This window comes from Rhodoflexus caldus (assembly GCF_021206925.1).
In the GTDB taxonomy this organism is placed as follows: domain Bacteria; phylum Bacteroidota; class Bacteroidia; order Cytophagales; family Thermoflexibacteraceae; genus Rhodoflexus; species Rhodoflexus caldus.
This window is the reverse complement of sequence record NZ_JAJPRF010000010.1, coordinates 61196-86746: the sequence shown is the minus strand read 5'-3', so window position 1 is coordinate 86746 and position 25551 is coordinate 61196. Positions and strand designations below refer to the sequence as shown.

Below are 25551 nucleotides of genomic sequence, written 5' to 3'. Positions count from 1 at the left end.
TATGGATCATACCGAAGTAATAAGGTGCCCCCGCGAAAATGCCAATTTAGTAGTCGCAGAACTTGCATTGTTGTTAGCCTTTGAGGCTGGCAGATTAGCCGGGCAAGTTGACTTAGAAGAATCTTACGATTTAAGCCAAATGGCTGATTGTGTAATTGAAGTTGCATACAGTCAAAAAAATGCGATGCCATTAAAATCAGCATCAGTAGGAAGGACTGTTACAGTTAACTTAAGGTCAGACACTTGGCGGCAAGAGCAAGGAAATTGAATTTTATTCAGAAGCCTTTTTTAGAGCTGACATGCTAAATGAATTGTCAAGTAAAACTCAGAAGAAATAGTTTATTACATTATCATCCCCCACAGCCGCCCCAATCGGGCGGCTTTTTTATTGCCTGACAGTTCAAATATTTATACTGATTGGTTCAAAAAATTAAACTGTTTGACCTTAAACCGATAACTTTATGCTTTGGAAATTACCTCAAACATACGTCTGATTATGAGCAAGATAGAGGAAATACCTTTGAGCATGAGCAAGAGAGAAACCAAATCCGTAAAAAGCTACATCAACACTTTCATTCGCACCGTTTTTGGCAAAAAATACCGCATACAAATAGACACGCGCAACGAGGTTGGGCTTGATCTGTTTGAGGACGCGATGATTGATGTTACCATCTCCGACAATGCAGAGCCGCTGTACGAGCGCTACGGCCTTGACAACAGCCTGTATCAGCGCATTTTTGTACGCATGATGCTGGGCTTTGTAGCCGGGTATCTGTTGGCGGCCAATCGCCGCGGCGGCTGTACGCTGATAGAAGCGATTGAAGCCTACTACCAATTTTGCGGCATCAACGAGCTGCAATACCCCACGGACAACGCGCTGAAAATGTGGTATCGGCACGCGCCCAAAGAGCGCTTAGACATGCTTTTGCACAAAAAGCAAACGAATCAAAACCAATTGTCCTTTTAGTTCAAAAATTTAGTATATGTATTTGCAGCATGATTCAACTCATGCGCGATATAGCTTCGGCAGAATGGGCGATAGAACCGCACTTTGCCGAGCAAATACTAAATCAGCTCATGGCAGAGCAATACACATTTGAGCCTCTTGCCGACGAGTCCCGCGATACTGTTCGCCTGGGTGCGCACCTGGCAAAAGTTCGCGCCAAATCCTTTTATCAGTGCGAAAGCACGGCTATCATCAGCATCAAAGATGTCATCAGTTATGAAGACGACTGGTGCGGAAAGCCGGGCAGCCAAACCATGTGCGGCTACATTGCTGAAGCGGTAGAAGATGCTTCGGTAGAAACAATCCTTTTGTTGTTAGACACTCCGGGCGGCATGGTCAAGGGTACTCAAACCCTTGCCGAAGCCGTCGCAGAAGCGCGTAAGACAAAGCCTGTCAAAGCGCTTGTTACAGGGATGGCCGCATCGGCAGGCTATTTCATTGCTTCGGCTGCTTCTGAAATCATGGTCGCCGAGCCAAGCTCACAGCTGGGCAGTATCGGGGTAATGGTAACGCTTGCTGATTATACCAAAATGCAGGCGGAAAACGGCATTAAGGTTCACCGCATTTACGCAGAGCAATCACCTGATAAGGGTAAGTCTTATGAAGATGCGCTCAAGGGCAGGTACAAGGCCTTACAGGAAGAAACCCTCAACCCGATGGCGCAGAATTTCATTGACTTCGTGCGCCGCATGCGTCCACAGGTCAGTGAGGAAGCCCTGACCGGGCGTTTGTTCGTCGCAAATGCCGCTATGCAAATGGGCCTTGCCGATGGCTACGCCACGCTTGACAGTATTTTAAAATCCACAAATAAATCATCGTCAAATTTCAAATCAACTACCATGACCTGGAAGTCAATTACCTCTGTATTCGGCTGGGAGCCGAAGGCAGACCAAAACGGCGCGACCATCCCAAACAGTGAGCTGGACAGGATGGACGCAAAAGCCGCAGAGTTGCTGCAATTGCAGAACAATATTGCCCAAGCGCAGGAGCGCATTGCCGCGCAAGATGCTGAAATCGCAGCCTTGCAGGAGCAACTGGCACAGGCTAATGCAGCCGCTGCAAGTGCTAAAAACGAGCTTGAAAACGTCCGCAGAGAGGTTGCCACGCAGATTGTGGGCAGGGAAGCCGCTACTGAATCCGCGCCAGTGGTTACCGCCGCCGATGTGATGGAGCAAGAGCCAAAGCATGAGTATGCAGGCAGCGACTGGGCAAAAAACATGATGCAGTAAAAACTTAAAACTTAAACTTTATCACATCTTTTTATGATTAACATCATGCAGTTGATTGCGGACTTTGGCGCATACTACCGCCCGGGGACGCAGAACGAGCGGAATCTGATTGCGCGTTTGTATCGCAGTCAGAAGAGTATGTCGCAGGTGCTGTCGCAAATGACGACAGAATTTACCCGTTTCGAAGTTGCAAACGTGGCTATGAGCGAAGTATTGCAAGGCTATCAGGATCAGTTTACCCCGAAAGGCCAAGCGACCTTTACGCCACATGTAATTGATTTGGACAACCTGAAAATTGACTATCAAATCAATCCGAATACGCTCAAGTACTCTTGGCTGGCATTTATGGAGCAAAACAACAGAAATCCAGATGATTACCCGATTGTGGCCTATGTGGTTGAAGAGCATTTGATTCCGAAAATGGAGGAAGAGCTGGACAACGCACTGTATGCGGGAGCGAAAGTTACACCTGTGGCAGGTACGCCAACCACTTCGCTGGGCAGCATGAACGGATTGCGCCGCAAAATCAATCAGGCAATCACGGCGGGAAAAATCACGCCGATTGCTACTGGTGCGCCTGATGCTACACCTGAGGGATTTGTTGAGCAGATTGAAGCCTTCGCGCGTTCGGTAGATAAACGCTACTGGATGCAAACAATGACTTTAAATATGAATGAAGACTTAGCGATGCGCTTTGCGACTGGTATGCGTTTGAAGTACAACCAACAGTATTTTCAAGAAAGCGATTTGTACCGACTGCCGCAATTCAATATTACTGTACGTGGTCAAAAAGCCATGCTGAACAGCAATAAAATCTGGATGACTCCGACAGGCAACGCGGTAGAGCTGACCAAGAAGCCAGCAGGACTTTCAGGCTTCAACGTGCAGGTATTTGACCGCTTTGTAAAGTTCCTGACTGACTTCTACAAAGGTGTAGGTTTCCTTGATGAGAGCATTGTATTCACAAACGACCAAGACTTAGTGTAATCATGGCAAAGTCACAGAAAAACATAATCAATACAGCCGATTTCAAAACACTGGAAGAGGCGCAGGCGGCACTGGCAGAACTTTCAAAGCTCTATGCAGATGTGCAGGAAGAAAACGCAAAGCTGAAGGCTTCCATAGAAGCGGCCAAGCAAACGGGCGTTGCTATGCCTACGGCAGAGGTCGGCGGCAAAATGTACCGTGTCCGCTCAGGCATTTATCATGAGGGCAAGTCGTACAGTGCGCAGCAAATTGCTGAAGATGACGCACTGTTGCAATGGCTTATCAGCAAAGGCAGTGGCATTGTAGAGCTGGCAGAGGAAGGAGGCAACGATGCTTAACTTTTTGAAAAGCTATGAGGGGATGGAGGGGAAGGAGAACATTTCTGGCGTTGCCCCGCGGATCTGGATTGCTCCACTTACGTGGATGACTACTGTTGCCGATACGCTTTGGTTTACGCCCCCTGTAACGCCCGGCAATCCGCCTGTGCAGCCGCCTATTGGCGACTTGAACCGCATCACGGGGGATCACATTTTTGCAACCGGTAAAGGATTCATTGAAATCCAGACGACGTACGATACAGGCGTTATCAACTGGGAGCAGATGACCAACCGCGACCAAAGCGGCGGCACATTCGTTGCGGAGTTTTTCTACCCCGGTACCAACAATGCTTTCAATGAGTTTATCCGTTTCGGCAAAACCCTGAATGTGATTGCCTTGCTGGAAGATACCAATCGCAAACCGGAAGACGGCAAGTATCCTGTTTATCAGGTTGGTAGCCGTCAGCATCCTGCGCAGATTACTGCGAATTTCAGCACAAGCAACATTACAGGCGACCGCAAGGGTTACTCTTGCACGCTAAATGCGTTCAGCCCCGGTATTATTATGTATGAGGGCCTGATTACGCTACACCCATAGATTTCGTTTTCCTAATTGGTGAATTGTTAAAGCCCGGTAAATCTTTTATCGGGCTTTTTTGAAAGATGGATAAAGCAAGCATTATTTGGGTTTTGCAGCACTTTGATTACGCCAAAGCGCTCGAATTGTACCTTGCCAGCGGACACGCAAGCAAGGTAAAGGCAATGGTATTACAGCAACGCTCACCGCACCACGAGAGGGTACTGCGCGAAGAGCTGCAACGCATTGCAGAGCTTGAAGCGGCACCGGAGCAAGCGTACCAGGTCAAAGAAAAGCTGGCGGACTTTTACACGCTACCGCATGAGCTGCAAGCGCTCATTGCACGACGCAACGAGCTTCGCAAAGACAATGATTTTGACTTTATCCGTATGGTGAATGTGCCGGAAGATGAGAATTGCCCCGAACTTTCCCAGGCCATTGTTCGCCGCCACAAAGAGATTACCTCTTTGCAGGAGGTGATTGATTATTTCTACACACATGGCAAAATGCCTGAACGTAAAGAACCTGTCAAACCAAAGGTTGACAGTCTTTCACAGGCAGAATTACTCAAGCGTCGTAACACACTGCGCACGTACATCAGCCGAACAAAGGACGAAGCACGGCGCAAAGCTTTTGCGGATGAACTTGCCAAAATTGAAGAGTTATTGAAAAATGCTGTTGCAGCCTGAACATATCGCTATACCTGCGCCTGATGCAGATTTGCAGCGTTTGCAACGTCTGCAAAGAAGCTATTTGCTGGAAATGGATAGTGAAGAGATGCAAGCGGCTATCAGCAGGGCACAGGAAGGCGATTTGATACGCTACTGGACACGTGGCAGGTATTCAACACACAACCTGATTGCGCTTTGTGCGCAACGCCTGGGCAAGTGCGATTTGTACTTTTCAACATGGGCGCTGTCGCTACCGGCTGTGGAAAGAATCGCAGCTATGCAGAGTAGCGGGATGATTGATAAGGTTGTTTGCCTGCTTGACTATCGCACGAAAACGAATGCACCAGACGCTGTGCAGCTGCTTGAAGGAATTGCAGAAAGAATTACGTATCGCAGGACACATGCGAAATGTTACGTGTTGCAAAATGAACATTTCGGATGTGCAATTATTTCATCATCCAACCTGACGACTAACCGCCGCACTGAAGGCGGTGTAATTCTATTTTGTAAAGAATCTGCAACCCTTGATGCACAGTTTATTTATGGTAACTCAAATTCAACTAACGACCGAACAGATGGAAGCTGTTGAAAAGTACGCAGCTCACGGATTTAACTTGATTGAAATTGCAATTGCAATTGATGTAAACGCTTATGAATTTCTGATTGCTTGCGGCGTAGATGAAGCCAAAGCACGAGTTAAGACAAAAGAAATCAGCAAGATGTCTGATTTGAAAAAAGCATTTTGGAAAGGTATGCTCACGGCTGAATATCAGTTGCGGGCAAGTATTTTCAAACAAGCAACAATGGGCAGTACGCCTGCGCAATCGGAAATGCGTAAGATTTTGCAAAATCAGAAATTGTAAAATGGGCAACAGGGTAACGCAGAAATCAAATCACAAAAAACTATTAAGAGTGATGAAAACAGGCATAGGCGAAGTGTCAGAGTCGGCAAAAAGTAAGTTTGAAAAAATGGACTTTTGCCGCAAACTGATTCAGCAATTTGAACCGAAAAACGAAGTTCTGAAATCACTTATGGAAGAGTATGGCGTTACCCTGCCTACTGCGTACAAAATCTACAACCGCACTGTTCAGTTATTTGATTTGAAGACATTGCACATTGAGGCAGTTCTACAGGAGATTTATAAGACGAAACAGGACGCACACGACAGCAAAGTCAAAGCGCTTTGCGATAAAAACTTAGTGCTGGCAGTATCTCAATTGCACAGCATAGAAAACAAAGTAAAAGAGATTCAGCCGCCGCCTGTAGAATTGGGATTCTTCCCTGAAATCTTAGAAATAGACCTACCGTCAGAAGACAAAATAGAAGAGTTCAAAAAGCAGATTTACGCTGCCATTGAAAAGGACGCAATAGATACAGACTTTATCGTCGTGGATGAAAAGCAAGCTGATTCAGAAAGGGAATAGGGTCGTTTCCAGAATACACTTGAACCCGGCACAGCTTTATAATAAAGCGGTTGATGCGCGTATATCCGTAAATGTCTGCGGACGGGGGACAGGCAAAACAGAAGGCATTACAGGGCCTTGGCTGTTGGATAGATTAACAGCTATGCCCGGTTGCGTCGGCGGTCTGATGATTCCCGACTACAAGGTCGAGGAAAAGATACTCTCAGGCGTTTACTTATGCTTTGAGCAATTTGGGTTCAAGCGCGGAGTGCACTACAACGTGGGTACCACGCCGCCCGCGCACTTCAAACGTGGCCGCCGATTTCCTGAAAAAGATTTCGCGCATTTCGTCAGTTTCTACAATGGCTCGGGGTTTTATATCCTAAGTGCCAGAGCGAAGCACAATGGTAGCAATTTGGACTTTTTGGCCGTTGAAGAAGGGAAGCTCATACCCGAACAGCGATTCAGAGAAACAGTACTTGCCGTTCGCGGCAATGAAGATGTATTCGGTAAGCTTTATCAGCACAAATCAATATTGATTGTATCAGACATGCCCCGTCCCTGGGAGAAAGAGCATGACTGGTTTTTGCAGTTTCGCCCGAAATCTACACCCAACATCTGCAAACAGATATTGCAGATACAGGCGATTCTGCAGCAGGACGAGCGTAGAGCCGACGCAGAAGAGTTGCGCAACATGGTAAAGGAGTTGCGCAAACGTGCTGTTTCTTTCAACACAGCAAGTACACTGGATAATATACATGCGCTTGGGCTAAACTATATCCGCACGATGATTGCATCCATGAGTAAAGCGGATATCGCTACAAGTGTACTGAACTTAGAAGCAAGACAGGGCGGTAATGCTTTCTATCCGTTATGGTCAGAAAAGAAGCACGGCTACCGGATAGGCTACCATTTGCCGCACGATGACCGAAACTGGCTAACCGACAAAGATTATTTCGCAACCGAACCAATCCATATAGCCGCCGACTACAACCAGTCAATTAACTGTTTGACGATTGGTCAACTACAGTTAGGTAATCTTAAAATCATCAACAGCTTGTATGTGCTTGCGCCCTTAGATTTGAAAGACTTAGCGCGAAAGTTTGATGACTATTACAAGAACTCCCCATGCCGAATCGTCTATTATCACTTTGACCGGACAGCAAGGCAGGGCAGATCTGCCATCAGTGCAATGCGCTTTCACGAGTCATTTACTCAAGAGCTGCAATCGCTGGGCTGGACAGTGATAGAGCAGATGTTCTATAACCAATTTACCTATCAGGACAAATACCGCCTTTGGGCATTGCTACTGCGCATGGGTAAAATATCCTTCAATATAGAGAATTGTCACTATCTCAACCTGAGCATACAGAATACCCGATGTTATCAGGACGAGAGCGGCGCACTTAAAAAAGACAAGTCAGGCGAAAAGAAACCGCAGCTTGACCAACGCTTACAGACTCATTTCGGAGAGGCAGCAGACAGCTTGATAGAAGGGTTGTTTGCGGAAGTAATAACCGACACAGCAACAACAGACGTACCGTAGATGCCCGCATCAAAGGTCTGCTAAATTTTAACGGCCTACCACGCAGGGCACACCCCGTGCCAAATCGTATCGCGCCGCCCCCTCATATATCCGTATTTTTTGCGCAATTGCAACCACGCGAGAGCGCGACAGGTCGGGGTCAATCGTTGCGCCGTTCGGCAAAAGGCAAAAAAAATCAGCCGTTTTAGGCTGATTTTGAGAGCGTTAAAATCCTGTTTTTTTAAAGGCTTTTACCTTCTAATAGCATGAAATAGTAAAAAATTGCCGCTTTTGCGGGATTGCTTATGGTTTCGCCCGCCAGCCACTTGCGTAAAAGCCCACCATTGCCAGCGCACAGCGCATCGGCTGCTCTTTGTTGCGTCAGACTATGCGCTTTCATTTTTTGCGATAAATAAGCCGAATCAATTTTTAAGTAATCCATAGTTTTTGTTTTTTTTCAAAATTAGCTAATAAAGAGCTAAATATTACATTTGCCACTCTTTTATCATTTGTAAATCACTGATAATCAATAAGTTAATTTTAATATTTTTTCTTTGATGTAAGTAAATCGTTAATATAAATTAGCTCATTATGAGCTAATTTAGTACTTTTGTAATGTGGGAAACGAACAAAAAAAGCCCACAGAATCAATAATTAATTAACCTTTTAACTTTCAAAAAAAATGAAAAAGACACCAAAAGTTCAGACCGCAGAGCAAGAAGCTTTTAGCCCTGAAATCGCATCCGCAGCAAGCGAAATGCAAGACAACAGCGCACCATGTGCAAGCATCTTGACAGAGTACGAGCAGGATTTTCCGCCCTACGATGACACGCCCGAACCACAACCAAACAAAGCCCCGACAATTTTAGACAAGAAATTTGCGGCTGAAAACTATTTGCAAAAGATGCAAAAACTTGACAGGATGGAAAGTTCAAAGTTTGAGTTAATCTCCGCAGGGAATAGCATGGGCAGCAATGACAAGTTTACACTTGAGTGCGCAGGTAAGCCATTCAATACTACCAACAGCCATTTTATTAAGTTGGTATATGATACGCTTTTGCAATTCATTGAAGAGCAAATAAACGAACTGAAAAAAGACCTTGAATCTTTCAAAATCTGATTTTTCTGGACAAAAAACACACCACGCCCGGCAGTAATGCCGGGTAATTCCCAACCTTTTTAACCTCAAAAATTTTATGGAAAAACCTAAAACAGACCTCTATCAAGAGGTTACAGATAAGATATTGTCTTTGTTAGAACAGGGAGTAGCCCCATGGCGTCAAACTTGGAAAACATCAGATGTTCCCCGCAATTTCGCCAACAAAAAGCCCTACACAGGTATAAATGTTTGGTTGCTTGCCATGCTACCCTATGAACGCCCATTATTTTTAACCTATAAACAAGCCCTACAAATGGGCGGACAGGTACGCAAAGGAGAAAAAGGCCATAAGGTTATTTTTTGGAAAGTTACCGAAGCCAAAGACCCCCAAACTGGAGAAATGAAGCAGGTATTTTTGTTGCGTTACTACACTGTTTTCAATGTGGCACAGGTTGCAGGCATCAAAGAGCTACTGCCAGCACTGCCAGAGCCACCCAGCGAAACGCAAAAAACAGCGAATTGCAAAGCAATTATTAACAATATGCCAAACCCCCCGAAGTTGCAACACGGAGGAGCGCAGGCATATTATATGCCCCTGACTGACTTAGTACAAATGCCCCCCTTAACTTCGTTTGAAAGCAAAGAAGCCTATTTTTCAACTTTGTTTCATGAGTATGCACACGCCACAGGACACCCGAAGCGATTAAACCGCTTAGAGATTGCAACGTCAGGAAAGAGTTTTTTCGGTTCAGAAGATTACAGCAAAGAAGAGTTAACCGCAGAACTGACAGCTTCTTTTCTCTGCAATATTGCAGGCATTGAAAACGCCCGACTAATAGAAAACTCTGCCGCTTATATCGCTAATTGGCTGCAAAAATTGCGCAATGACAAGCGCATGATTATTACAGCCGCACAGCAAGCCAAGCGAGCCACAGAATACATTTTAGCCAACAATATAACCCCAACCGCAGACGATGCCAGCCCCGACGAGAGTAATTAATGTGATTGACGAACAGCGCAATATTTTGCCAGCTATTCACATAGAAGGAAGCATTTTAAACGCTTTCAATTTTCAGGCAGGAGACGAACTCCAACTATATTGGAATAACGGCAGCCTGTTTATTAAAAATATTTCGATTGCCGAACGAGCAACCGACCAACAACCAAAACCCAACCGAAGCCATGAAGCCGACAGTTTTTAAAACAGTGATTGAGTCAAACAAAGGATTTTACACACTTGCAGAGTTTGACAGCAAAGGAGAGTACATCAGCTTGCAAGCTATTACAGTAGGACAGGCAAAGCGCTTACTTGATACGCAAGAGTTTGTACATACCGTAATTGCAAAAGACAAAGGGAAATGGGAACGCACCCACACCTGCAAGAAGTAACTTTTTAATTACGCCGTTTTTTTGCCGACCTGCTAAGTGTAAGAAATACACTGTGTTCGGTCAGGCGCGGCGCTCGAAGCGGCTGCAAAAAATGACGCAAAAAACCCCTCTGCTATTTTACCATCCCTGCTATTGCGTCATTTTTTGCGAGCTTGTTAACTTTTTGTTTTCTTGCCGCAGGCGCAACACAAGAAAACAAAAATCATTTTCATAAGGCAAAGGCTTGTTTCCTTTTTGTTAAGTCGCCGCAGGCGCAACACAACTTAACAAAAAGAGCCGCCTCATCAATCAGCCGAAGCAGCTCCGCTTTTTAGCTTGGCTGATTGATTCCGTTGCGGCAGCCTTCGGCAGATAGGGAGGAATCACTTACCAAAAAAATATTTCAAAAAAATTGCGTTCCAAATTTGGAACTTTGGATAATATGTTCTAATTTTGGAACATCAAACAAAAACAAAAAACACCTAACACCATGAAAAAGCAATTAGAAATTTCCCAAAAAAACTTCGTAATACCAATGTCTAAACTCCGCACATACCTCCAACAAATAAGTCCTGCCCTCTCTCTCTCTTACATAGAGAGGGAGGCAGGTCTCCCAGAAAACACGCTGCGCCCCTTCGTGCGCGGCGACCGTTCATTGGCAAACAATCATGTATTTCCCCTAATGAAGTGCCTGATCCGCATCTTCGGCGTTGTCCAGATAGACGGATGGCGCTATACATCAGACGAATGGGACGCCGTCATCCTTGCCTCCAAAGACGTGGACGCACCCACATCAGAAGAGGTAGAAAGCGGTGGTTTCATCTACCATCAGAAGCAATACAGAAAGTTTCACGATTCCATTGGAATCGCAGAAATGCTGAATGACGGAGGTAGTAGCGCCGCTGAGTTTTTGGCGAATTGTAAAAACACTATGAAAAAAGCATACCGATTAGATAATTACAAGTCCAACATGGGCAATTTTGAAGGCTTTTTTGAGTCTTTTGAAGAGGCCGTTTCAGAAATACCTGCTGGCCATATCCAGTCAGATGAGCCTGAACATGGCACTATGTGGCAGGTAATTGAATTTGAATACTCAGGTAGTGATATTTGTTCCCTACCAAAATCACAAGCAATGAAGATTTGGGAAGATTGCAAAGTACTGAACACCTATTACTTTACTATGCAGTCATGAAAGTCTACGACGTAGAAAAAGACGGGTTGCACGACAAAAACGACCCGTCTTTAGTTGGGCGTATTGCCTTTATTTTTGACGGCAAAATCGTATCCGTTGGGTACTGGATAGGCAATTGGGAGGCAAACTCCGACGAAAGATAGAAAGTGTATCATTTTTTCTTGATGACAGTTGGAGCGATTGATTTTTTTATTAATCAGAATTAATTCAATATATTTACAAAACAAATCCGAACCATTGAAAGGGGTGTAGGATAAGCAGCGCTTACAGAAAGGAGTACCTTACGTGTCTTGGAAAACCTCTTTTCTCAGTTGCCCAAAGTAAGCCCCTCATATACAGCCCCAAGCCCTGCCCGATAACGGCAGGGCTTTTTTTATCCCCAAAAGTCATTGTCCTTTTACTTTTTGCCTGCCTGCCTGAGGTTTGCAGCATGGAATTCATACGGCGAACTGAGCTTATTGCCATCATCGAACAGAGCGTTGCCGGGCAGCCGGTGCCCTTTTCTATCGCTTTTCGCAGCGAGCGCAGCGGCAAGCTGCACCGCTACGAAAACTGTGTACTGGCCAAAAATGCAAAAGTGCTGCCCCAGTGGGTGCGCGGCAGCATCACCCGCGAGCAAAAGAAGCAGCACACCGCCAAAAAAGCCCCTGATTTTGCCGTGCAGAAATTCTATTGCCGAAACACAGGCGATATTTTCTCTTGCCATTTCGTGCTGATTGTAGAAATAAATAACAAACCCGTACGCCCATGATGGAATTTCACATTTCCACATTTGCCAATGCGGTAGTGGCGTGGAATATGCCGCTGCCGAAAGCAGCACAAATCCCCGAGCGCCCCGACTTTCGCGGCAGCTCTCTGAAGATAGAATATTGGGGCGGCGACAATCTATACCCGCAATGGGTATATGAGCAGGCGCGCCAAAATTCCATTATACCCCAAACCATCCAGAAGCAAATTGATTGGGCGGCTGCGATTGAAATTCGCTACGGCATTCCTGATTACGATGCCCAAGGCAAGAAAACCTACCGCTTTCGCCGCAATCCTGCGCTAGAGAATTTCTTGCGGCAACTCAATTTTGAAGCCTATAAAAACGAGGCCCTGACCGATTATTTTTGGTTCAACAATATTTTCCCGACCATGCACCGCAGCCGCAAGACGGGAAAAATTGAACACATCTTCACAAATGAGGCGATGTTCAGTCGGTACAGCAAGCCGCACGAAAACGGCAGCCTGTACCCGCGGCGCTTGTATGTGTGTGCCGATTGGTCACGCGAATACAGCGACGACAGCAACTATATCAAATCGTTCCCTATCATTGACCGCTATTCAAACCCGAAAATCTGGCTTGACTTGGCAGCCCCTGAAATATTCGTTTATCCGTTATTTAAATCTTCGCCCGGGGCAAGTCAATATCAGGAGGCGCCATGGCACTCTATTTTCCCATCTAATTGGTTTAGCGTCGCGCAAAGCATTCCCCTGCTCAAAAAAGCAATCATGAGCAACGGCATGTTGCCTTTGTACAAAGTGACGATTATGGATGAATATTGGCTGCGCCGCTTCCCTGAGTTCAATCAGCTTTCCAAAGACGAAAAAATCAACCTGATGGACAAAGAGCGCGCGCGAATTGAGCAGTTTTTGTCAGGTTCGCAGAATGCAGGCAAAGCATTTTTTCTACCCGGAAAGATGTCCAAACTGGCTGGCGAAGAAGTAGAGTACATCAAAATAGAACTCATCAAAGCCAATACCCTTTCCGGCGAGCTGATACCCGAATCGCAGGAATCTGCTTCGCATATCCTGTACGCGATTGGCGTCCCGCAGTCGCTGATTGGTAACGGGATCGGCAAAAATGGCATCGGAGCCGGTAGCGGTTCAGACGTATTTGAGCATTTGCGCAACTACCTGTTGCTCATGCGCTCAAGCCTGAACCTGATTCTAGAGCCCTTCAACCGTCTTGCCCTGCCCTACAACGGATGGGAAGATGAATTATACTTTGCAATGCCTGCCCTGGATGCCCGTGCCGACATTGCCCCCGACCTTCGCAACCTTAACAATGCAGCCGAATGACATTATTCAAAACAGATGAGGAGTTGCAACAGGTATTCCCTGCCGCAACATCCGGATTAAGCGTTACAACCGTACAGCCGTATCTGGACGATGCAGTCATTACCCACATCTTGCCAATCGTTGATGCCAAACAGTTTCTCAAACTGCTTGAGCTGTACGAGTCAGACAAGTTGAGCAATGTACAAAAAACAGCGTGGGCACATATCCAATCTGCCGCAGCGAAGTTTGCCGCTATCAGCTATATGCCATTTGCCGCAATGCAGATTTCCGACGGCGGCGCTGTTGCTGTTGAAACAGGCGAACGCCGCAGCCTTTTCAAATACGAAAAAGCCCAGGCGATTGAGGAGACGGAGCGCCTTGCATACAGCGCACTAAACCTGCTGCTGTTGCACATGGAGCAGCACGAGGCTGTATTTGACATTTGGCGCGATTCACCCGCCTACAATGTTATCAAAAACAGCCTGTTGCCCAATGCCGACGTTTTCAGCAAGCATGCCGACATCCGCAACAGTCGTACCCTGTTCTTTCGTCTGCGCGTTGTTATCCAACGCCGCGAAATGCAGCTTTTGCGCGCCGCTGTTGGTGCCAAACTGGCCAAAGTTGTGCAAGAAAATGTTTCTGCCCCATCGCCCGCACGCGAAATCAAAGCGCTGTTTGACTACCTGCGCACCTACCTTGCCAACCGCATACTGGCCGACAGTATGAATGTTTTGCAGGTTGATTTTGTCAGAGCCGGCCTCCTGAGCTTTGCTGCCAACAGCTCCGACCAATCGTCCGAACTAAAAGCCGCCGACCCGCGTGTGTTGCAAAACGTCTACGACGAATTGCACGAAACTTCGCAGGCTGCGCTGGCCGATTTGCACAACTACATAGCCGACAATCAGGACGATTACCCGCTTTACAAAATCGGCGCTGAAATGTCCGAAGACAACCGAAAAACCTTTTGGATGATATGACAAACGGTATCTCTTTCAAAATCTGGCGATGGAAAATCATCGTGAATATTATCCGCAACCCCGATTTGCTACCCGTACAGGTGCGCAAAATCGTCTATGAGCATTTTTGCGGATACGACATCAGCCTTGCAGCTTTTTTGCAATTGCTGGCAGAGCCGCGCAGTTGGCTGACTAATGCGGTGATTTACTACACCGCCCGCAACTATCCGCTGGAAGCCCGAGAGCTGATCAGCAAAATTGCCCTTGCCGACAATTTTGTTATTAGCCCCGAAGGTGAAGTCATCCGCAAACAGCCCTTTTATTTCATCCGCTTTGTTCGGTTGAGTGAATTGCTGCCGCTCCTGCAAGACAATATTGTCTATGCAGATACGGCGCTTGCTTTTTTCTTTCAGTCGTCAGAAACCTACTCCGACGACGAAACAGACCGTGTAGAAGCTGTATTGCGCTACTACACACGCGCACAGAAGTTGCGCCTGTTGGAGCCAATCATGCAGGAATACAAAGAGTATCGCAAGCTGATGCAGCAGATACGCCCACGCAAAAGCAAGGGCAAACAGCGCATCAGTTCTGCCAAGCAAGACTGGTACGACATCCTGCACCTACTCGCTGGCGAGCAAGTCGTACAATATGAGAAAGTTGCCAATTTACCCGCCGCTACTGTACTTCTTTCCCTTGTTAAAACTGCCAACAACCTACCCAATGATTGACGATTATTTCAAAACAGTAGCCACGCGCTTAGGCTTGCAATTCGCCCTGATGGACGTGGAAGAGGAAATGCTTGCCGTGCGCGGCAAGATAAACAGCAAGCAGCCTACACTGCTTTTTGGCGAAGAGCAAAGCGAAATTCGCGACCTGCTGGCAGACGACTTGCGCCGCCATCACACGGTACACATGCTGTTGGTAAAAGACGCGCCGAGCGATGATGTAATCAAGATGGCGGAAACCTACGCGCTTTGCGTAGGCTTGTTTGAGGACATGCTCCGCATGATTCGCCGCGACGTGCGTACAGATTTCAAGCTGTCTTTCACCGCTGAAAAGGTTACGTACAAACGGCTCAACCGAATGCCAAACCCCAACAGTGTAGGCATTTATGTAGTGCTCACTGTGATTACGCGCATTAGAAACTAATTGTCCTTTTTGCTGTCTGCTGATGTGCAAATATTTGCGCTCCTGATGTTTCACAAAATCGCATAATCATGTTTGCAAAATTTCTCATTGTACAAGGGCTGGAACTGCTCTCCAAAATCCTGCTGCAAAATCAGCGCGTAGCTGATTGGTTGTTTGACGACAAAACGCGCAATACCATCCGCGACGTGAGCAAGGCTTACGAAGCAGCCTATTTTGAGCGCACCGGAAACTTTCCCTGGTAATGAAAGCAGACTTCAACGAAATCACCCGCGAATGGTCGCGCAAAACGGCAAGCGAATTGCGCCGGGCGGCACGCAAGTTTAAGAAAGGCAAGACAACGCCTTTTCGGGACAAGGTCGTACACATCAAATCGCGAGGCATCGCTTTTGAGGCGAGGGAGATAAAGTTGAAAGACAGCATCAGCGCAAAGACCGATTCGCGCCGCGGACGGGTACAGTTTCAGATTGCCTACCACTCCAAATTTGTTGAGATAGGCGCAGGGCGTGGCAGACGAACGCCGCGCCCTGTGTTTTCGGCTATCCTGACACCGGCTGTTGACAAGTTGGCCGATGCAGCGGTGGCCGCCGAAGCCGACGTAGTTGTCAAAACCATTTTGCCCAACGACTGATGAAAACAGAGAACAGGCGGATAAATATTTACATCAATGCCGACGAAGCCGGAAGGTCAATGGACAAGCTGGCCAAGTCGTCTGACCTTGCACGCGCCAAGCTGCAAAAATTGCAAGAGGCAGGCAAGGCGCTTGATGCAGAAGGTTTGCCAACCGACGAAGCGCGCGCGCTGCAAGAGCAGCTGGAGAAAAACGCGCAGAAAGCGCAGCTACTGGCCGACCAGATAAACGGCAAAGTAGCTCCTTCCCTCAAGCAGCTCAAAACCCAATCAGGCATTTTGCGCCGCGAGTTGGAGCAGTTGCCCGAAGGCACACAGGAATTCATCGACAAAACAAAGCAGCTGCAACAGGTAGAGGCGCGCATTAAGGCCGTTACCGATGAGATAAAAGACACCCGCACCAACTGGCAAAAACTCAAGGAGGATTTTAAAACCTTCGGCCTGTTCGCAGGCGCAACAGTTGCAGGGGAAGTAATCAGCAACCTGTTTGCAAGCGTGCAGCAGTTTTTTGCAGGCGCCATAGACAACGCCGCAAAGCTTTCCGACGAGTTGGCCGACATCCGCAAAACAACCGGCATGACGCAGGAAGAGGTAGAAAAGCTGAACAGTGAATTAGGCAAGCTCAATACACGTACCTCATCTGCCGACTTGCGCGGCATTGCCCGTATCGGTGGACAATTGGGCATAGCCAATAAGGAGCTGTTAGGCTTTGTCGAGAATGTGGACAAAGCCGTTGTCGCCCTGGGTGATGAGTTCACAGGCGGCGCGGAAGAGGTGGCAAAGGAAATCGGCAGCTTGCAAAAGCTGTTCAAAGAAACCCGCAACATGAAAGCGGGTGATGCGATTAACGAAATCGGCAGCGCCCTGAATGAGTTAGGCAGCGCAGGCTCTGCCACTGCCCCCGTCGTTGCGGAGTTTACCAAGCGCATGGGCGCTTTGGGCGGCTTTGCCCCGAAAATAACAGAGACGTTGGGTTTAGGTGCGGCCCTGGAAGAGTTGGGCCTTTCGGCTGAAATCTCTTCCGGTGGCGTGAGTAATATCATCCTGACTATGGCCCGCAGCCCGCAGGCTTTCGGTAAGTTTATTGAGCAATCAGGCAAAGCAGGCATTTCAGCCAAGCAGTTTGCAGAGTTGGTAAAAAAGGACACCAACGGCGCACTGTTGGCGCTTGCCAAAACGCTGGCAGGAGAAGACAATGCAAGCGTTGCGAAAGCTCTTGAGGACTTGAAAATCGGTTCGCAGGAATCTGTTAAGGTGATGTCCTTGCTGGCCAACCAAACCGATTTTGTACGCGAGAAACAAGCGCTTGCCGCACAGGCAATGCGCGAAGCAAGTTCGCTTACCGACGAGTTTAATGTTAAAAATGAAAACTTTGCCGCAAGTCTTGAGAAAGCCGAGAAGTTTATTTCAAAGATTGTCGCAGGCCTGACAAAGCCTTTTGTTTTGGCTGTTGCAGGTGCGGCTGATATAGTCAATCAGTTCAATGAACTGACGACAGGCAAGCCGCAACAGGATTTTTCAAACGGCTTGCGTGAGCAAATCAGCTTACTGGAGAAGCGAAAACTGCAATTCAATGCTGAAATGCAGGTTTTGCGCGAGGGCAATCTGTCCAAAGCCGAGCGCGAAAAGTTGATGAAAAACATCAACGAGAAATACAAAGACCTGATAGATTTTCAGATTACAGATCAGACCAACGAGCGCGATTTAGCCCGACTGCAAGACCAGGTGAACGAGAAGCTGAAAGAGCGTATTGCTTTGCGTATGCGCGAAGCTGAAATCACCGAAAAGGTTACAAAGGTCATTGCGCTTGAAAAGCAGATACAGGAAGAACAGGCGCGCATTACCGACTTGCGAATCAAGGAAAAAACCTTGCCTGCAAGCTCCTCTCAAAAAGTTGTATCAGGACCGGGTTATGTATCTACCGCCGCCACGCAGTTGGCTGGCGTAGGTGATGCGCAGTTGTCCGAGCGCGACAACCTTACAAATAGTATCCGCGCAGGTCAAAGCCGTATTTCACAAGCGCAGAAAGAAATTGAAGCCCTGCAAAAGAGCATCAACAAAACCGATGAGATTTACCGAAAAGTCATAGGTAATATTACCAAACCTGTCTCTAACACTGCCGCTTCCTATAATAGCGGTACTGGATTACCTGAGATACCCGACGACAAGGAGTTGGAAAAAAAATTAGAGGAGCAGGCAAGAAAAATCAAAGAGGCAGCGGATGCAGAAATGCGCTTGCTGGAAGAAAATGCAAAGCGCCGCGTAGCACTTATTGAAAATGAATTTGCACGCAGGCGTGCAGAGGCAAATCGCCAGGCAGATGAAGACAGAAGGCGCATTGCAGAATCAGCCGCAACAGAAGAAACTAAAGCGGCAGCTATACGGCTGACTAATGAAAAATTATTGACTGACCTCCAGAGAATAGACAAGGAAGAAGTCAAAAGTAAAAAAGAAGCACAGGCCAAAAAATTTGCAGCAGTTCAGGAGAGAATACAGAAAGAGTTGCAAATTATTCAGCGCGAAGCAAAGTCTAAAGCAGAGTTAGACGTTGAGCTTGCGGAAGCGACAGGTAATACAGATGCGATTTTATCTGCAAAGCTTTTGCAGCTTGAAACCGAGAAGATGCTTGAGCTGCAAAACAAGGATCTGACCGAAAGCGAAAAACTACTGATTGAAGAGCGCTACCGGAAGAAAAGTATTGATCTGGTTCGGCAAGCCGAACTCCAAAAAGCCGAACTAATGCGACAGTATGCGATGCTGGGAGTCAATATCGCTACTGAATTTGTCGCACTTACATCTCAGTTAGAGATGAATCAGGCTGAAAAAACAAAGCAGGAAAGACTTGATGTGTTGAATGCTCAACTCGAGCAGGGGTTGCTTTCAACAGAACAGTATGAAGCGCAAAAAGCCAGCATTGAACAGGGCTTTGCGCTTGAAACGGCTGAAATAAAAACCCGTGCCGCGCGCGCAGAAAAGATGGCCAAAATTGCCGAAGCGGCTATCAATGGCGCATTGGCTGTTTTAAAGGCGGCACCGAATATACCGCTGCAAATCGCTACCGGTGCGCTGGCAGCGTTACAGATAGCTAAAATCGTTGCTACGCCAATACCTGATTTTGCGGCTGAAATCAAATCAGGCGGCAGTAGCCGCGCCCCCCGTGGTGGATACAAAGATGGTGGATTTACGGACGAAGCCCCAAGCGATAATGTAGTCGTTGGCGATGTCCACGCAAACGAGTACGTGGTGCCTGCGTGGTTGTTGGATGTTCCCGAAATCGCCGACATGGTGTCTGTGATTGAGGCTGCCCGCGTACAAGGCCGCGTATCGGACAGAAGTACCACGCCTGCCGCATCAGGCAGCAGCGCAACGCCGCATACAAGCGAATCTGCCGCAGCAATTATCGCAGAGCTTCGCGCAATGCGGGAAGAGTTGTCTACATGGCAAAGCAAATTAGAGGTTATTTTTGTTTACCGCGACTTCGAGGAGTTTCAGGCTAAACAGGTAACAATACAAAACCTGACAACCCTATGATTTATTTAAAGCCGCTTATTCCTGAAAATATAGCGGGCATATCACGCATCTGGATATTGCCGCACTACCTGCCAGAAGCTATCGCCTTTGACCCCGAGCAATGGGAGGAGCTGTATTTTACCTACCAAAGCGCTTCGCTTACGTTTGATGTGCAGGCAACAGAACAGGGCGAATTGAGCAGTATTGCAATAGAATGTCGCGTTCCTGCAACAGCCTTTTTGCAGCCGGATGCAAAAACCTATTTGATAACTCGCGCACAGGGGCGCGTAATGCTTGCAGTAGAAGATTTTAACCGTCAGCGATACATCGTCAATAATCCTCTTTACCCGATGCGACTTACTTATCGCTATGAATCAGGTGATAGCCCCAAAAGTGACGGCGCGTTTTATCAGCTTAATTTCAGCAATCAGCAACCACTATGATTATCATTCATCAGCCTGCCGAAATCGTCGGCGTATTGAATCCTGTTGCCCTGCATGTGCAAAGTGCCAACCCTGTTTTGTTGCTGAAAATTGAAATAGAATCAGCGTACGGAGCAGGCGATTTTGATGTTGTGCATATAGCTGACGGCAGCGCAGCACCTACGGGTGAATGTGTATTTTATTTGGATGCCATACTCCGCAGTAATTTAGAATATGATCTACCTTCTCTTGCCGCGCCTGTATTGTGTGTGAATTTATGCAAGCGCTATCGGCTATTTATCGCCGAGCTTGCTACCGACGACACACCCGATAATGCTGATTTTACGCAAGTCTTTGAAGGGTACGCCTTGCTGGCAGGTTTTGAGCCTGAGTGGTTTGTTCTGAATCAAATTCCCAGACGTGGCAATGTGCTTGGTGCTTATCCGCTCGCAAGAAGCGTAGAACGTGAATTTGTAAGTTTTATCACGCTCATATATCCTACTGAGGGCACACAGACAATAGAATTGTCTGCCCCAGGTTTTAATGAGACAATCTCCATAACAACAGGCAAATGGCAACCTGTGATTGTGCCTATTGACATCAGCAGTACAGATGCCCTTGCCGTGCTTGTGAACACAGTAGCCCCGATTGTCCTTTATCCCTTTACGAATATCATGCGTCCGAATGTAGTACGTATTGTATTCTACGACAGACAAGGCGCTTGCAACATACTGCCATGCGCGGGCGATACAACAATCACACACGAAGTAGAGCAAACTGAATTCAATCAATATGTGCCATACAACTACGGCAGTACAGAGCGCAAAAAATCAGCATTTAACAGGCAGGTGGCAAAAGTTTACAAAGTGAACAGCGGTTATTTACCACCTGACACGCTGCAAGCTGCATCACATGTTTTCGGCAGTGAAGACGGAGCATGGATGATTGCACCGGATAATCGCCTCATCCCTATTGTTGTGCGCAATGCAAGCCCTGTTATTTTGCAAAGCGACCTGCCGCTGGGCCTTGTTATTGAATTTGAAATAGCTCAGTAACTCGTTGTCCTTTTTTTCAAAGGACAAGCATTCCAGCTTTGCGCATGTTCGCACTGGAAGTCATACCGCCTTCGGGTATTGCATCTTTTCTTGATTTGGAAAAAGAGGTTGTGAGTATTTCTCGCAACCTCAGCCCCTTTGATTTTGACTTTCTCAAAGGCATCGCCACGCAACCGATAAGCCTGCGGGCGAGCAAAAAAAATGCCCGACTATTAAGACACCCTGACCTGCCGGCCAGTGCAGCGCCTGATTTATTTCGCCCCGTAGCCGCAAGGCTTTACCTAAATTCTGACATTATAGCGGGAACTTTTACATTAATAAAAGCCTCGCCAAAAGTATACGAAGGTGTATTCGCCGCAGATGTATCGTTGCTTGCCGAACACAAAGACAAGCAGCTTGCTGATTTGCTGGCAGCTTTGGAATATGAGATGCCGGGCAGAACGCTTGCCTCGCTCAATGCGCTGAATACAGGCGATCACCCGGTAGCTTTCCCTGAAGTCAAGTTCGCCAACCGCATTTACAATCGTTATATAAACGGGGCTTATGTCGTAGAGCAATCACAGGAAACGCTTGGCTTGATTCCATTCTTCAAACTGATGTATGTTTTTGAGGAAGCGGTAAAAGCTATTGGATGGACTGTTAATGCCAATTGGTTTGCGCCATTCCCTGACATTGGCAAACTGTTGCTGGGAAACGAGCGTGAAATAGTCGGCGCAACTGCGCAATACAGCGGCGAACCATTCCCGATTGACTACGGCGTTACCTTTGACGGTGTGCCCATCCCTACGATTCAGTTCCCTGCGCTTTCTGAAATAGAGTTGCCCGAAAGACTGCGTGTTGTGGATTACATCCCAAATATGACTTTTGGGGAGTTGCTCTTATCGCTGCGCAGTCTTGCAGGTTTGGTAATTGAAGCGGACGGCAAGTTCAAACGAATCAATATCAGCTTTGTAGAGCGCGTAACAGAATCTACACAAGTAGATGATATTACTGATGTTTGCGAACCTTTGCCCGAAGTATCGCCCGCCGATGGCGATTCTTACCGATTTTCCTTTGGCGATGAGGATGACCCTTTGACCAGAGATCAGCCAAAAGACGCATCAGGCTATACGATTGCAGGCGAAGTTATCAGCCCAGCCGAAATAGGCGAAGCGCAAAATGCAAACGACCTGCGATTTGTCGTTGCGCTCAATCGCTATTTTGCTGCGCTGTTTAATAGCGATACGCAAACACTGCAGTGGCAGAGTTTTGCACACGCAAATTGGCCACTTATTATCGGCAACGGGAAAAAAGAAGTTGCTACTGCTTTTAGTCCTTTCCACGCCGACTATGAACTTGACTTTCAAGGGCGCAACGGCGATATATCTGTTAATGGTGATACTGTTCGCATTATCCACCGCAATACAGTACAGTTTCGTCCGGCTCTCATCTTTTTGCGAAACAGCAAAATCTATCCCAATGACCGCCCTGCCAATGTTACCGCAGACGGTGCTCTATCGTTGGATACCAACTTGCAATTTCGCGGGCGCGAAACAGGTATTGAATGGACGCGCAGGGTTTACTACAACCGAATCATTCCGGAATCGGGTCGCGCAGCAATCGCGCCGTCTGAAACCGAAGCGACCGCTGCCAATCCGCGCCCGCGGATTTTGTTTTGGCATGGGCTACAACAGGGCTTTGACGGCACGCCCTACCCTTATGCTTCGCCATCCAACTACACCGCGACCGGGCAAAAGTTGGCGGAGTTTGCTATTCGCTGGGAAAATACCGAAGGCCTCGCGGAAACCTTTTACAGGAATGCGCTCAAAATTCTGGAAAGCGGACGCAAAGTAGAAATTCGTGCAAAGCTCGCTGCTAATCGCATACTCGCATGGCGAATCGGACAGAAGGTAAAGATTCGCGAAAACGTGTTCTTTGTTTTAGATGCAGAGTTTGAAGCATCTAAAAACGGAGTGAATATCGTGCGACTGACGCTTCTTAAAGCGTTTGCCCCCGTGTTGCCCCCCGTGTGCGAGCGCGTTGTGGCTATTGAAGAATGGATAGATTGCCGACCTGCGGATGGCATTATCCCCCCGCGCGATAATGCGCCTGTTTTCCCCGCAGCGGGCAAACTGCCGCTGGCAGTAACCTTTGAGGCAGACTGCGACACTACAGAGCTTACTGTTTCCCTGTTTGATTGCCCGGACGACGAGCCTCCGCCTGATGTGCCAGGGCGCGAAAATCTAACTGTACAATTCTTTGCTGACTGCGCACAGCAGGCTAATCTAACTGTAAATTTTCTTGCCGATTGTGTCCCAGTTTACACCATAACCATTATGCAAGTATGACAACATTTGACCTTTTAAGAACCTACCACCCAAAAACAACTATCGGAGAGATATGGCGCGGCAATACTATATTGTCTTACAGCATTGAGTTGCCATGGCAAAATAACAGCCGACAAATAAGTTGTATTCCCGAGGGAACGTATCGCCTTGTTTTCAGGCATTCGCCAAAATTTGGGCGACAAATGATTGCTCTTGAAACTGTACCCGGTCGCACAGGCATACTGCTTCATTCGGCTAATAATGCAGACAACACAAACGCACCTGCACAGTTGCAGGGTTGTATTGCCCCCGTTACTTGGGTTCGTTTCGGAAACGATACTGTACGTGGTCTCGAATCGCAACGCGCAACGGATGCGATTTATGACATCTTTGGACGCGCTATTAGAAGCGGCGGTGCAATGCTTCGAATTTCAAAAAAGATTGAAATCAATAATCAGTTTGGTAAAATCTAATGGCTACACTCATATCTTCTTTTGTTCGCCAGTTTGACACAGGCGAACCCGCATCCGAAACAATCATACCACCGCCGGGGCGAAAAATCAGAAAAATAGAAATGCGAATCGGCACAGGCCCATTTACAGAAGTGCCTGTTACAAATCCTTTCGGGCAAACGATCACCTGGGCGTCATTTGACCAGCCTGTACTAATAAATGTCTGTACAGTAGCTGCGCCTGCCCTGCCTGAGTTTAACATCGAAGTGATTATGGGCGTTGGCGGGCAAATTATTGATGGAAACACAGGCACGAACCTGATTCGCCAAGGCGCGGATTTCAGACCGCGCTTTGTGCCTTTCAGCAATCACGAAATCGCATCTATCTGGATTACAGACGCAGACGGCGCAAATGCAGTACAGGAAGCTGTTATAAATCCTCAAAATCACACTGTTGTAATTGACAACATAACTGCGCCGAAGCGCATTTATGTTGCCTTTCGCCGCATCTGATGGAAGTTTTTAACGTCTTAGAGGGGGATAGTTTTTCCCGTGAAATTATTGCGCCTGATGGTAAACGGTTTACATCGTTTACCATTAATAGTATTCCACAGGTTATCACCAATCCGCGCAGGTTGCTGATAAATCTGAGTAATATCATACAGGATTTCACAATCACGTACAGCCTCGAAGACATCCCCCCACCCGACCCGACAGACCCTACCGAGCGCACTTTTTACAAGTCCTGTAATGTGCGCTTTGAGTTTGAAGGCGACGGCTCTGCGCTTGCTTTCACTATTCAGCACGACCTCAACACGCTCCACCTCACCGCGCAGGTGTGGGATTTGCAGACCGACGATGATGTAATTGTAAACCTCATCCGGCTGGATGAGAACAGGCTGGCGGTAACTTTTGCCGCGCCCCCCGATTTGGGTGAGCGCTACGAGGTACTGATTACTGCCTTCTACGAAGCGACGATTACGACAACAGCACCCTGTGCAGACGATTGCTGCGGCTCTGCGGCATACACCGCAACGCTGGAAGGCGACGGCGCAACAACAGATTTTGACGTGCTACACGAGCTTTCGCGCCGCGTCCGTGCGACGCTTTGGGACACCGACGACGGGCAGGAGGTCATTGTCCTTTTTACTCGTCTCTCACCTGATGAACTTCGCGTTACGTTCACCGAAGCCCCCGAAGCGGGCAAAGTGTACGACCTGATTATTTATTAAACCTTTCAAATCACCATGAAGAAGTCAAAATCAACAACCCCGAAACAGGCTGCCAAGCCTACCCCGACTGTCTATGAGCTTACATTAGCCCTTGAGGGTCTGAAGGAAATTCAAGCCGCGAAAATGCCTGCCACAAAGGCTTATGAGGTATTCAAAGCGGTGCGTACCCTTCAACCTGTCGCCGAAGCAGCAGCGGAAGCAGAGCGCGGACTGTTTCAAAAATTTGGGAAGGAGCAAGACGGAAAGTTGGTAATAGCCCCCGAAAATGTCCAGGCATTCATCGCCGAAAAAACAGCGCTATTCAACCGCCATGAACCGATTGCCCTGCCCGCGTTTGATTGCGATTTCTTTAATGACTTGGAGGTTTCGCCTGCTTTTTTTGCAAAAATCGCAGTGCTAATCGGGTAGTAATTCATTATTCACAA

34 protein-coding genes are annotated in these 25551 nt (G+C 47.4%); 32 read left to right on the top strand and 2 right to left on the bottom strand.

What is annotated here, in order from left to right:
- Window position 1: 1 nt before the first annotated feature.
- The 11 genes from NDK19_RS11735 to NDK19_RS11685 all read left to right on the top strand — a co-directional run bounded on the left by NDK19_RS11735 (window position 2) and on the right by NDK19_RS11685 (window position 7737).
- The gene (locus NDK19_RS11735) at window positions 2–268 is read left to right on the top strand and encodes a hypothetical protein (RefSeq protein WP_250632079.1); all 267 of its coding nucleotides are present in this window, start codon (window positions 2–4) and stop codon (window positions 266–268) included.
- Window positions 269–496: 228 nt separating this feature from the next.
- Window positions 497–967: a hypothetical protein gene (locus tag NDK19_RS11730; RefSeq protein ID WP_250632078.1), complete on the top strand. Its 471-nt coding sequence runs from the start codon at window positions 497–499 to the stop codon at window positions 965–967.
- Window positions 968–996: 29 nt separating this feature from the next.
- The gene (locus NDK19_RS11725) at window positions 997–2235 is read left to right on the top strand and encodes a S49 family peptidase (RefSeq protein ID WP_250632077.1); all 1239 of its coding nucleotides are present in this window, start codon (window positions 997–999) and stop codon (window positions 2233–2235) included.
- Window positions 2236–2268: 33 nt separating this feature from the next.
- Window positions 2269–3222 (top strand): hypothetical protein, encoded by a 954-nt coding sequence (locus NDK19_RS11720; protein WP_250632076.1) that lies wholly within the window; start codon window positions 2269–2271, stop codon window positions 3220–3222.
- Between the two features lie 2 nt (window positions 3223–3224).
- Window positions 3225–3560 carry a hypothetical protein gene (locus NDK19_RS11715; protein WP_250632075.1) on the top strand — a complete coding sequence of 112 codons (336 nt, stop codon included), beginning with the start codon at window positions 3225–3227 and terminating at the stop codon, window positions 3558–3560.
- Window positions 3553–4137 carry a hypothetical protein gene (locus NDK19_RS11710; RefSeq protein WP_250632074.1) on the top strand — a complete coding sequence of 195 codons (585 nt, stop codon included), beginning with the start codon at window positions 3553–3555 and terminating at the stop codon, window positions 4135–4137. Before NDK19_RS11715 ends, NDK19_RS11710 begins: the two co-directional genes overlap by 8 nt.
- A gap of 65 nt (window positions 4138–4202) precedes the next feature.
- Window positions 4203–4805, top strand: a complete 603-nt coding sequence (locus NDK19_RS11705) for a hypothetical protein (RefSeq protein WP_250632073.1) — start codon at window positions 4203–4205, stop codon at window positions 4803–4805.
- Complete coding sequence (locus NDK19_RS11700; RefSeq protein WP_250632072.1) at window positions 4789–5376, top strand: hypothetical protein; 588 nt, start codon at window positions 4789–4791, stop codon at window positions 5374–5376. Before NDK19_RS11705 ends, NDK19_RS11700 begins: the two co-directional genes overlap by 17 nt.
- The gene (locus NDK19_RS11695; protein ID WP_250632071.1) at window positions 5363–5650 is read left to right on the top strand and encodes a hypothetical protein; all 288 of its coding nucleotides are present in this window, start codon (window positions 5363–5365) and stop codon (window positions 5648–5650) included. Before NDK19_RS11700 ends, NDK19_RS11695 begins: the two co-directional genes overlap by 14 nt.
- 52 nt (window positions 5651–5702) lie before the next feature.
- Complete coding sequence (locus NDK19_RS11690) at window positions 5703–6212, top strand: hypothetical protein (RefSeq protein WP_250632070.1); 510 nt, start codon at window positions 5703–5705, stop codon at window positions 6210–6212.
- 19 nt (window positions 6213–6231) lie between these two features.
- The gene (locus NDK19_RS11685) at window positions 6232–7737 is read left to right on the top strand and encodes a hypothetical protein (RefSeq protein ID WP_250632069.1); all 1506 of its coding nucleotides are present in this window, start codon (window positions 6232–6234) and stop codon (window positions 7735–7737) included.
- A 27-nt stretch (window positions 7738–7764) separates the two neighbouring features.
- On the opposite strand, the gene NDK19_RS16900 is transcribed toward NDK19_RS11685, so the two are convergent.
- Window positions 7765–7899, bottom strand: coding sequence for a hypothetical protein (locus tag NDK19_RS16900; RefSeq protein WP_262910318.1), 135 nt, complete (start codon window positions 7897–7899; stop codon window positions 7765–7767).
- Between the two features lie 58 nt (window positions 7900–7957).
- Window positions 7958–8158 (bottom strand): hypothetical protein, encoded by a 201-nt coding sequence (locus NDK19_RS11680; protein ID WP_250632068.1) that lies wholly within the window; start codon window positions 8156–8158, stop codon window positions 7958–7960.
- Window positions 8159–8398: 240 nt separating this feature from the next.
- Between NDK19_RS11680 and NDK19_RS11675 the strand changes: the two genes are divergently transcribed.
- The 21 genes from NDK19_RS11675 (at window position 8399) to NDK19_RS11575 (ending at window position 25534) form a co-directional block, all read left to right on the top strand.
- Complete coding sequence (locus NDK19_RS11675) at window positions 8399–8836, top strand: hypothetical protein (protein ID WP_250632067.1); 438 nt, start codon at window positions 8399–8401, stop codon at window positions 8834–8836.
- Window positions 8837–8912: 76 nt separating this feature from the next.
- Window positions 8913–9815, top strand: coding sequence for an ArdC family protein (locus tag NDK19_RS11670; protein ID WP_250632066.1), 903 nt, complete (start codon window positions 8913–8915; stop codon window positions 9813–9815).
- Window positions 9790–10017, top strand: coding sequence for a hypothetical protein (locus NDK19_RS11665; RefSeq protein ID WP_250632065.1), 228 nt, complete (start codon window positions 9790–9792; stop codon window positions 10015–10017). Before NDK19_RS11670 ends, NDK19_RS11665 begins: the two co-directional genes overlap by 26 nt.
- The gene (locus NDK19_RS11660; protein WP_250632064.1) at window positions 9998–10204 is read left to right on the top strand and encodes a hypothetical protein; all 207 of its coding nucleotides are present in this window, start codon (window positions 9998–10000) and stop codon (window positions 10202–10204) included. Before NDK19_RS11665 ends, NDK19_RS11660 begins: the two co-directional genes overlap by 20 nt.
- 469 nt (window positions 10205–10673) lie before the next feature.
- Entirely contained in the window at window positions 10674–11375 is a 702-nt protein-coding gene (locus NDK19_RS11655) for a hypothetical protein (RefSeq protein WP_250632063.1), read from the top strand.
- Window positions 11372–11518, top strand: a complete 147-nt coding sequence (locus NDK19_RS11650) for a hypothetical protein (protein WP_250632062.1) — start codon at window positions 11372–11374, stop codon at window positions 11516–11518. The genes NDK19_RS11655 and NDK19_RS11650 overlap by 4 nt, the downstream gene beginning before the upstream one ends.
- A 287-nt stretch (window positions 11519–11805) precedes the next feature.
- Window positions 11806–12126, top strand: coding sequence for a hypothetical protein (locus tag NDK19_RS11645; RefSeq protein ID WP_250632061.1), 321 nt, complete (start codon window positions 11806–11808; stop codon window positions 12124–12126).
- Window positions 12123–13439, top strand: a complete 1317-nt coding sequence (locus NDK19_RS11640) for a hypothetical protein (RefSeq protein ID WP_250632060.1) — start codon at window positions 12123–12125, stop codon at window positions 13437–13439. Before NDK19_RS11645 ends, NDK19_RS11640 begins: the two co-directional genes overlap by 4 nt.
- A complete protein-coding gene (locus tag NDK19_RS11635) occupies window positions 13436–14395 on the top strand; it encodes a DUF6712 family protein (protein ID WP_250632059.1) in 960 nt (319 codons plus the stop codon). The genes NDK19_RS11640 and NDK19_RS11635 overlap by 4 nt, the downstream gene beginning before the upstream one ends.
- The gene (locus NDK19_RS11630; RefSeq protein ID WP_250632058.1) at window positions 14392–15102 is read left to right on the top strand and encodes a hypothetical protein; all 711 of its coding nucleotides are present in this window, start codon (window positions 14392–14394) and stop codon (window positions 15100–15102) included. Before NDK19_RS11635 ends, NDK19_RS11630 begins: the two co-directional genes overlap by 4 nt.
- Window positions 15095–15523, top strand: a complete 429-nt coding sequence (locus tag NDK19_RS11625) for a hypothetical protein (protein ID WP_250632057.1) — start codon at window positions 15095–15097, stop codon at window positions 15521–15523. Before NDK19_RS11630 ends, NDK19_RS11625 begins: the two co-directional genes overlap by 8 nt.
- 68 nt (window positions 15524–15591) lie before the next feature.
- Window positions 15592–15765 carry a hypothetical protein gene (locus NDK19_RS11620; protein WP_250632056.1) on the top strand — a complete coding sequence of 58 codons (174 nt, stop codon included), beginning with the start codon at window positions 15592–15594 and terminating at the stop codon, window positions 15763–15765.
- On the top strand, window positions 15765–16151 hold the full coding sequence (locus NDK19_RS11615; protein WP_250632055.1) for a hypothetical protein: 387 nt from the start codon (window positions 15765–15767) through the stop codon (window positions 16149–16151). Before NDK19_RS11620 ends, NDK19_RS11615 begins: the two co-directional genes overlap by 1 nt.
- The gene (locus NDK19_RS11610) at window positions 16151–19681 is read left to right on the top strand and encodes a hypothetical protein (RefSeq protein WP_250632054.1); all 3531 of its coding nucleotides are present in this window, start codon (window positions 16151–16153) and stop codon (window positions 19679–19681) included. The genes NDK19_RS11615 and NDK19_RS11610 overlap by 1 nt, the downstream gene beginning before the upstream one ends.
- On the top strand, window positions 19678–20103 hold the full coding sequence (locus NDK19_RS11605; protein ID WP_250632053.1) for a hypothetical protein: 426 nt from the start codon (window positions 19678–19680) through the stop codon (window positions 20101–20103). Before NDK19_RS11610 ends, NDK19_RS11605 begins: the two co-directional genes overlap by 4 nt.
- Window positions 20100–21137, top strand: coding sequence for a hypothetical protein (locus NDK19_RS11600; protein ID WP_250632052.1), 1038 nt, complete (start codon window positions 20100–20102; stop codon window positions 21135–21137). The genes NDK19_RS11605 and NDK19_RS11600 overlap by 4 nt, the downstream gene beginning before the upstream one ends.
- A 44-nt stretch (window positions 21138–21181) precedes the next feature.
- The gene (locus tag NDK19_RS11595) at window positions 21182–23464 is read left to right on the top strand and encodes a hypothetical protein (protein ID WP_250632051.1); all 2283 of its coding nucleotides are present in this window, start codon (window positions 21182–21184) and stop codon (window positions 23462–23464) included.
- Window positions 23461–23916 carry a DUF5675 family protein gene (locus NDK19_RS11590; RefSeq protein WP_250632050.1) on the top strand — a complete coding sequence of 152 codons (456 nt, stop codon included), beginning with the start codon at window positions 23461–23463 and terminating at the stop codon, window positions 23914–23916. The genes NDK19_RS11595 and NDK19_RS11590 overlap by 4 nt, the downstream gene beginning before the upstream one ends.
- Window positions 23916–24407, top strand: coding sequence for a hypothetical protein (locus NDK19_RS11585; RefSeq protein ID WP_250632049.1), 492 nt, complete (start codon window positions 23916–23918; stop codon window positions 24405–24407). The genes NDK19_RS11590 and NDK19_RS11585 overlap by 1 nt, the downstream gene beginning before the upstream one ends.
- Window positions 24407–25126 carry a hypothetical protein gene (locus tag NDK19_RS11580; protein ID WP_250632048.1) on the top strand — a complete coding sequence of 240 codons (720 nt, stop codon included), beginning with the start codon at window positions 24407–24409 and terminating at the stop codon, window positions 25124–25126. Before NDK19_RS11585 ends, NDK19_RS11580 begins: the two co-directional genes overlap by 1 nt.
- A gap of 15 nt (window positions 25127–25141) precedes the next feature.
- The gene (locus NDK19_RS11575) at window positions 25142–25534 is read left to right on the top strand and encodes a hypothetical protein (RefSeq protein WP_250632047.1); all 393 of its coding nucleotides are present in this window, start codon (window positions 25142–25144) and stop codon (window positions 25532–25534) included.
- The last annotated feature ends 17 nt before the right edge of the window (window positions 25535–25551 follow it).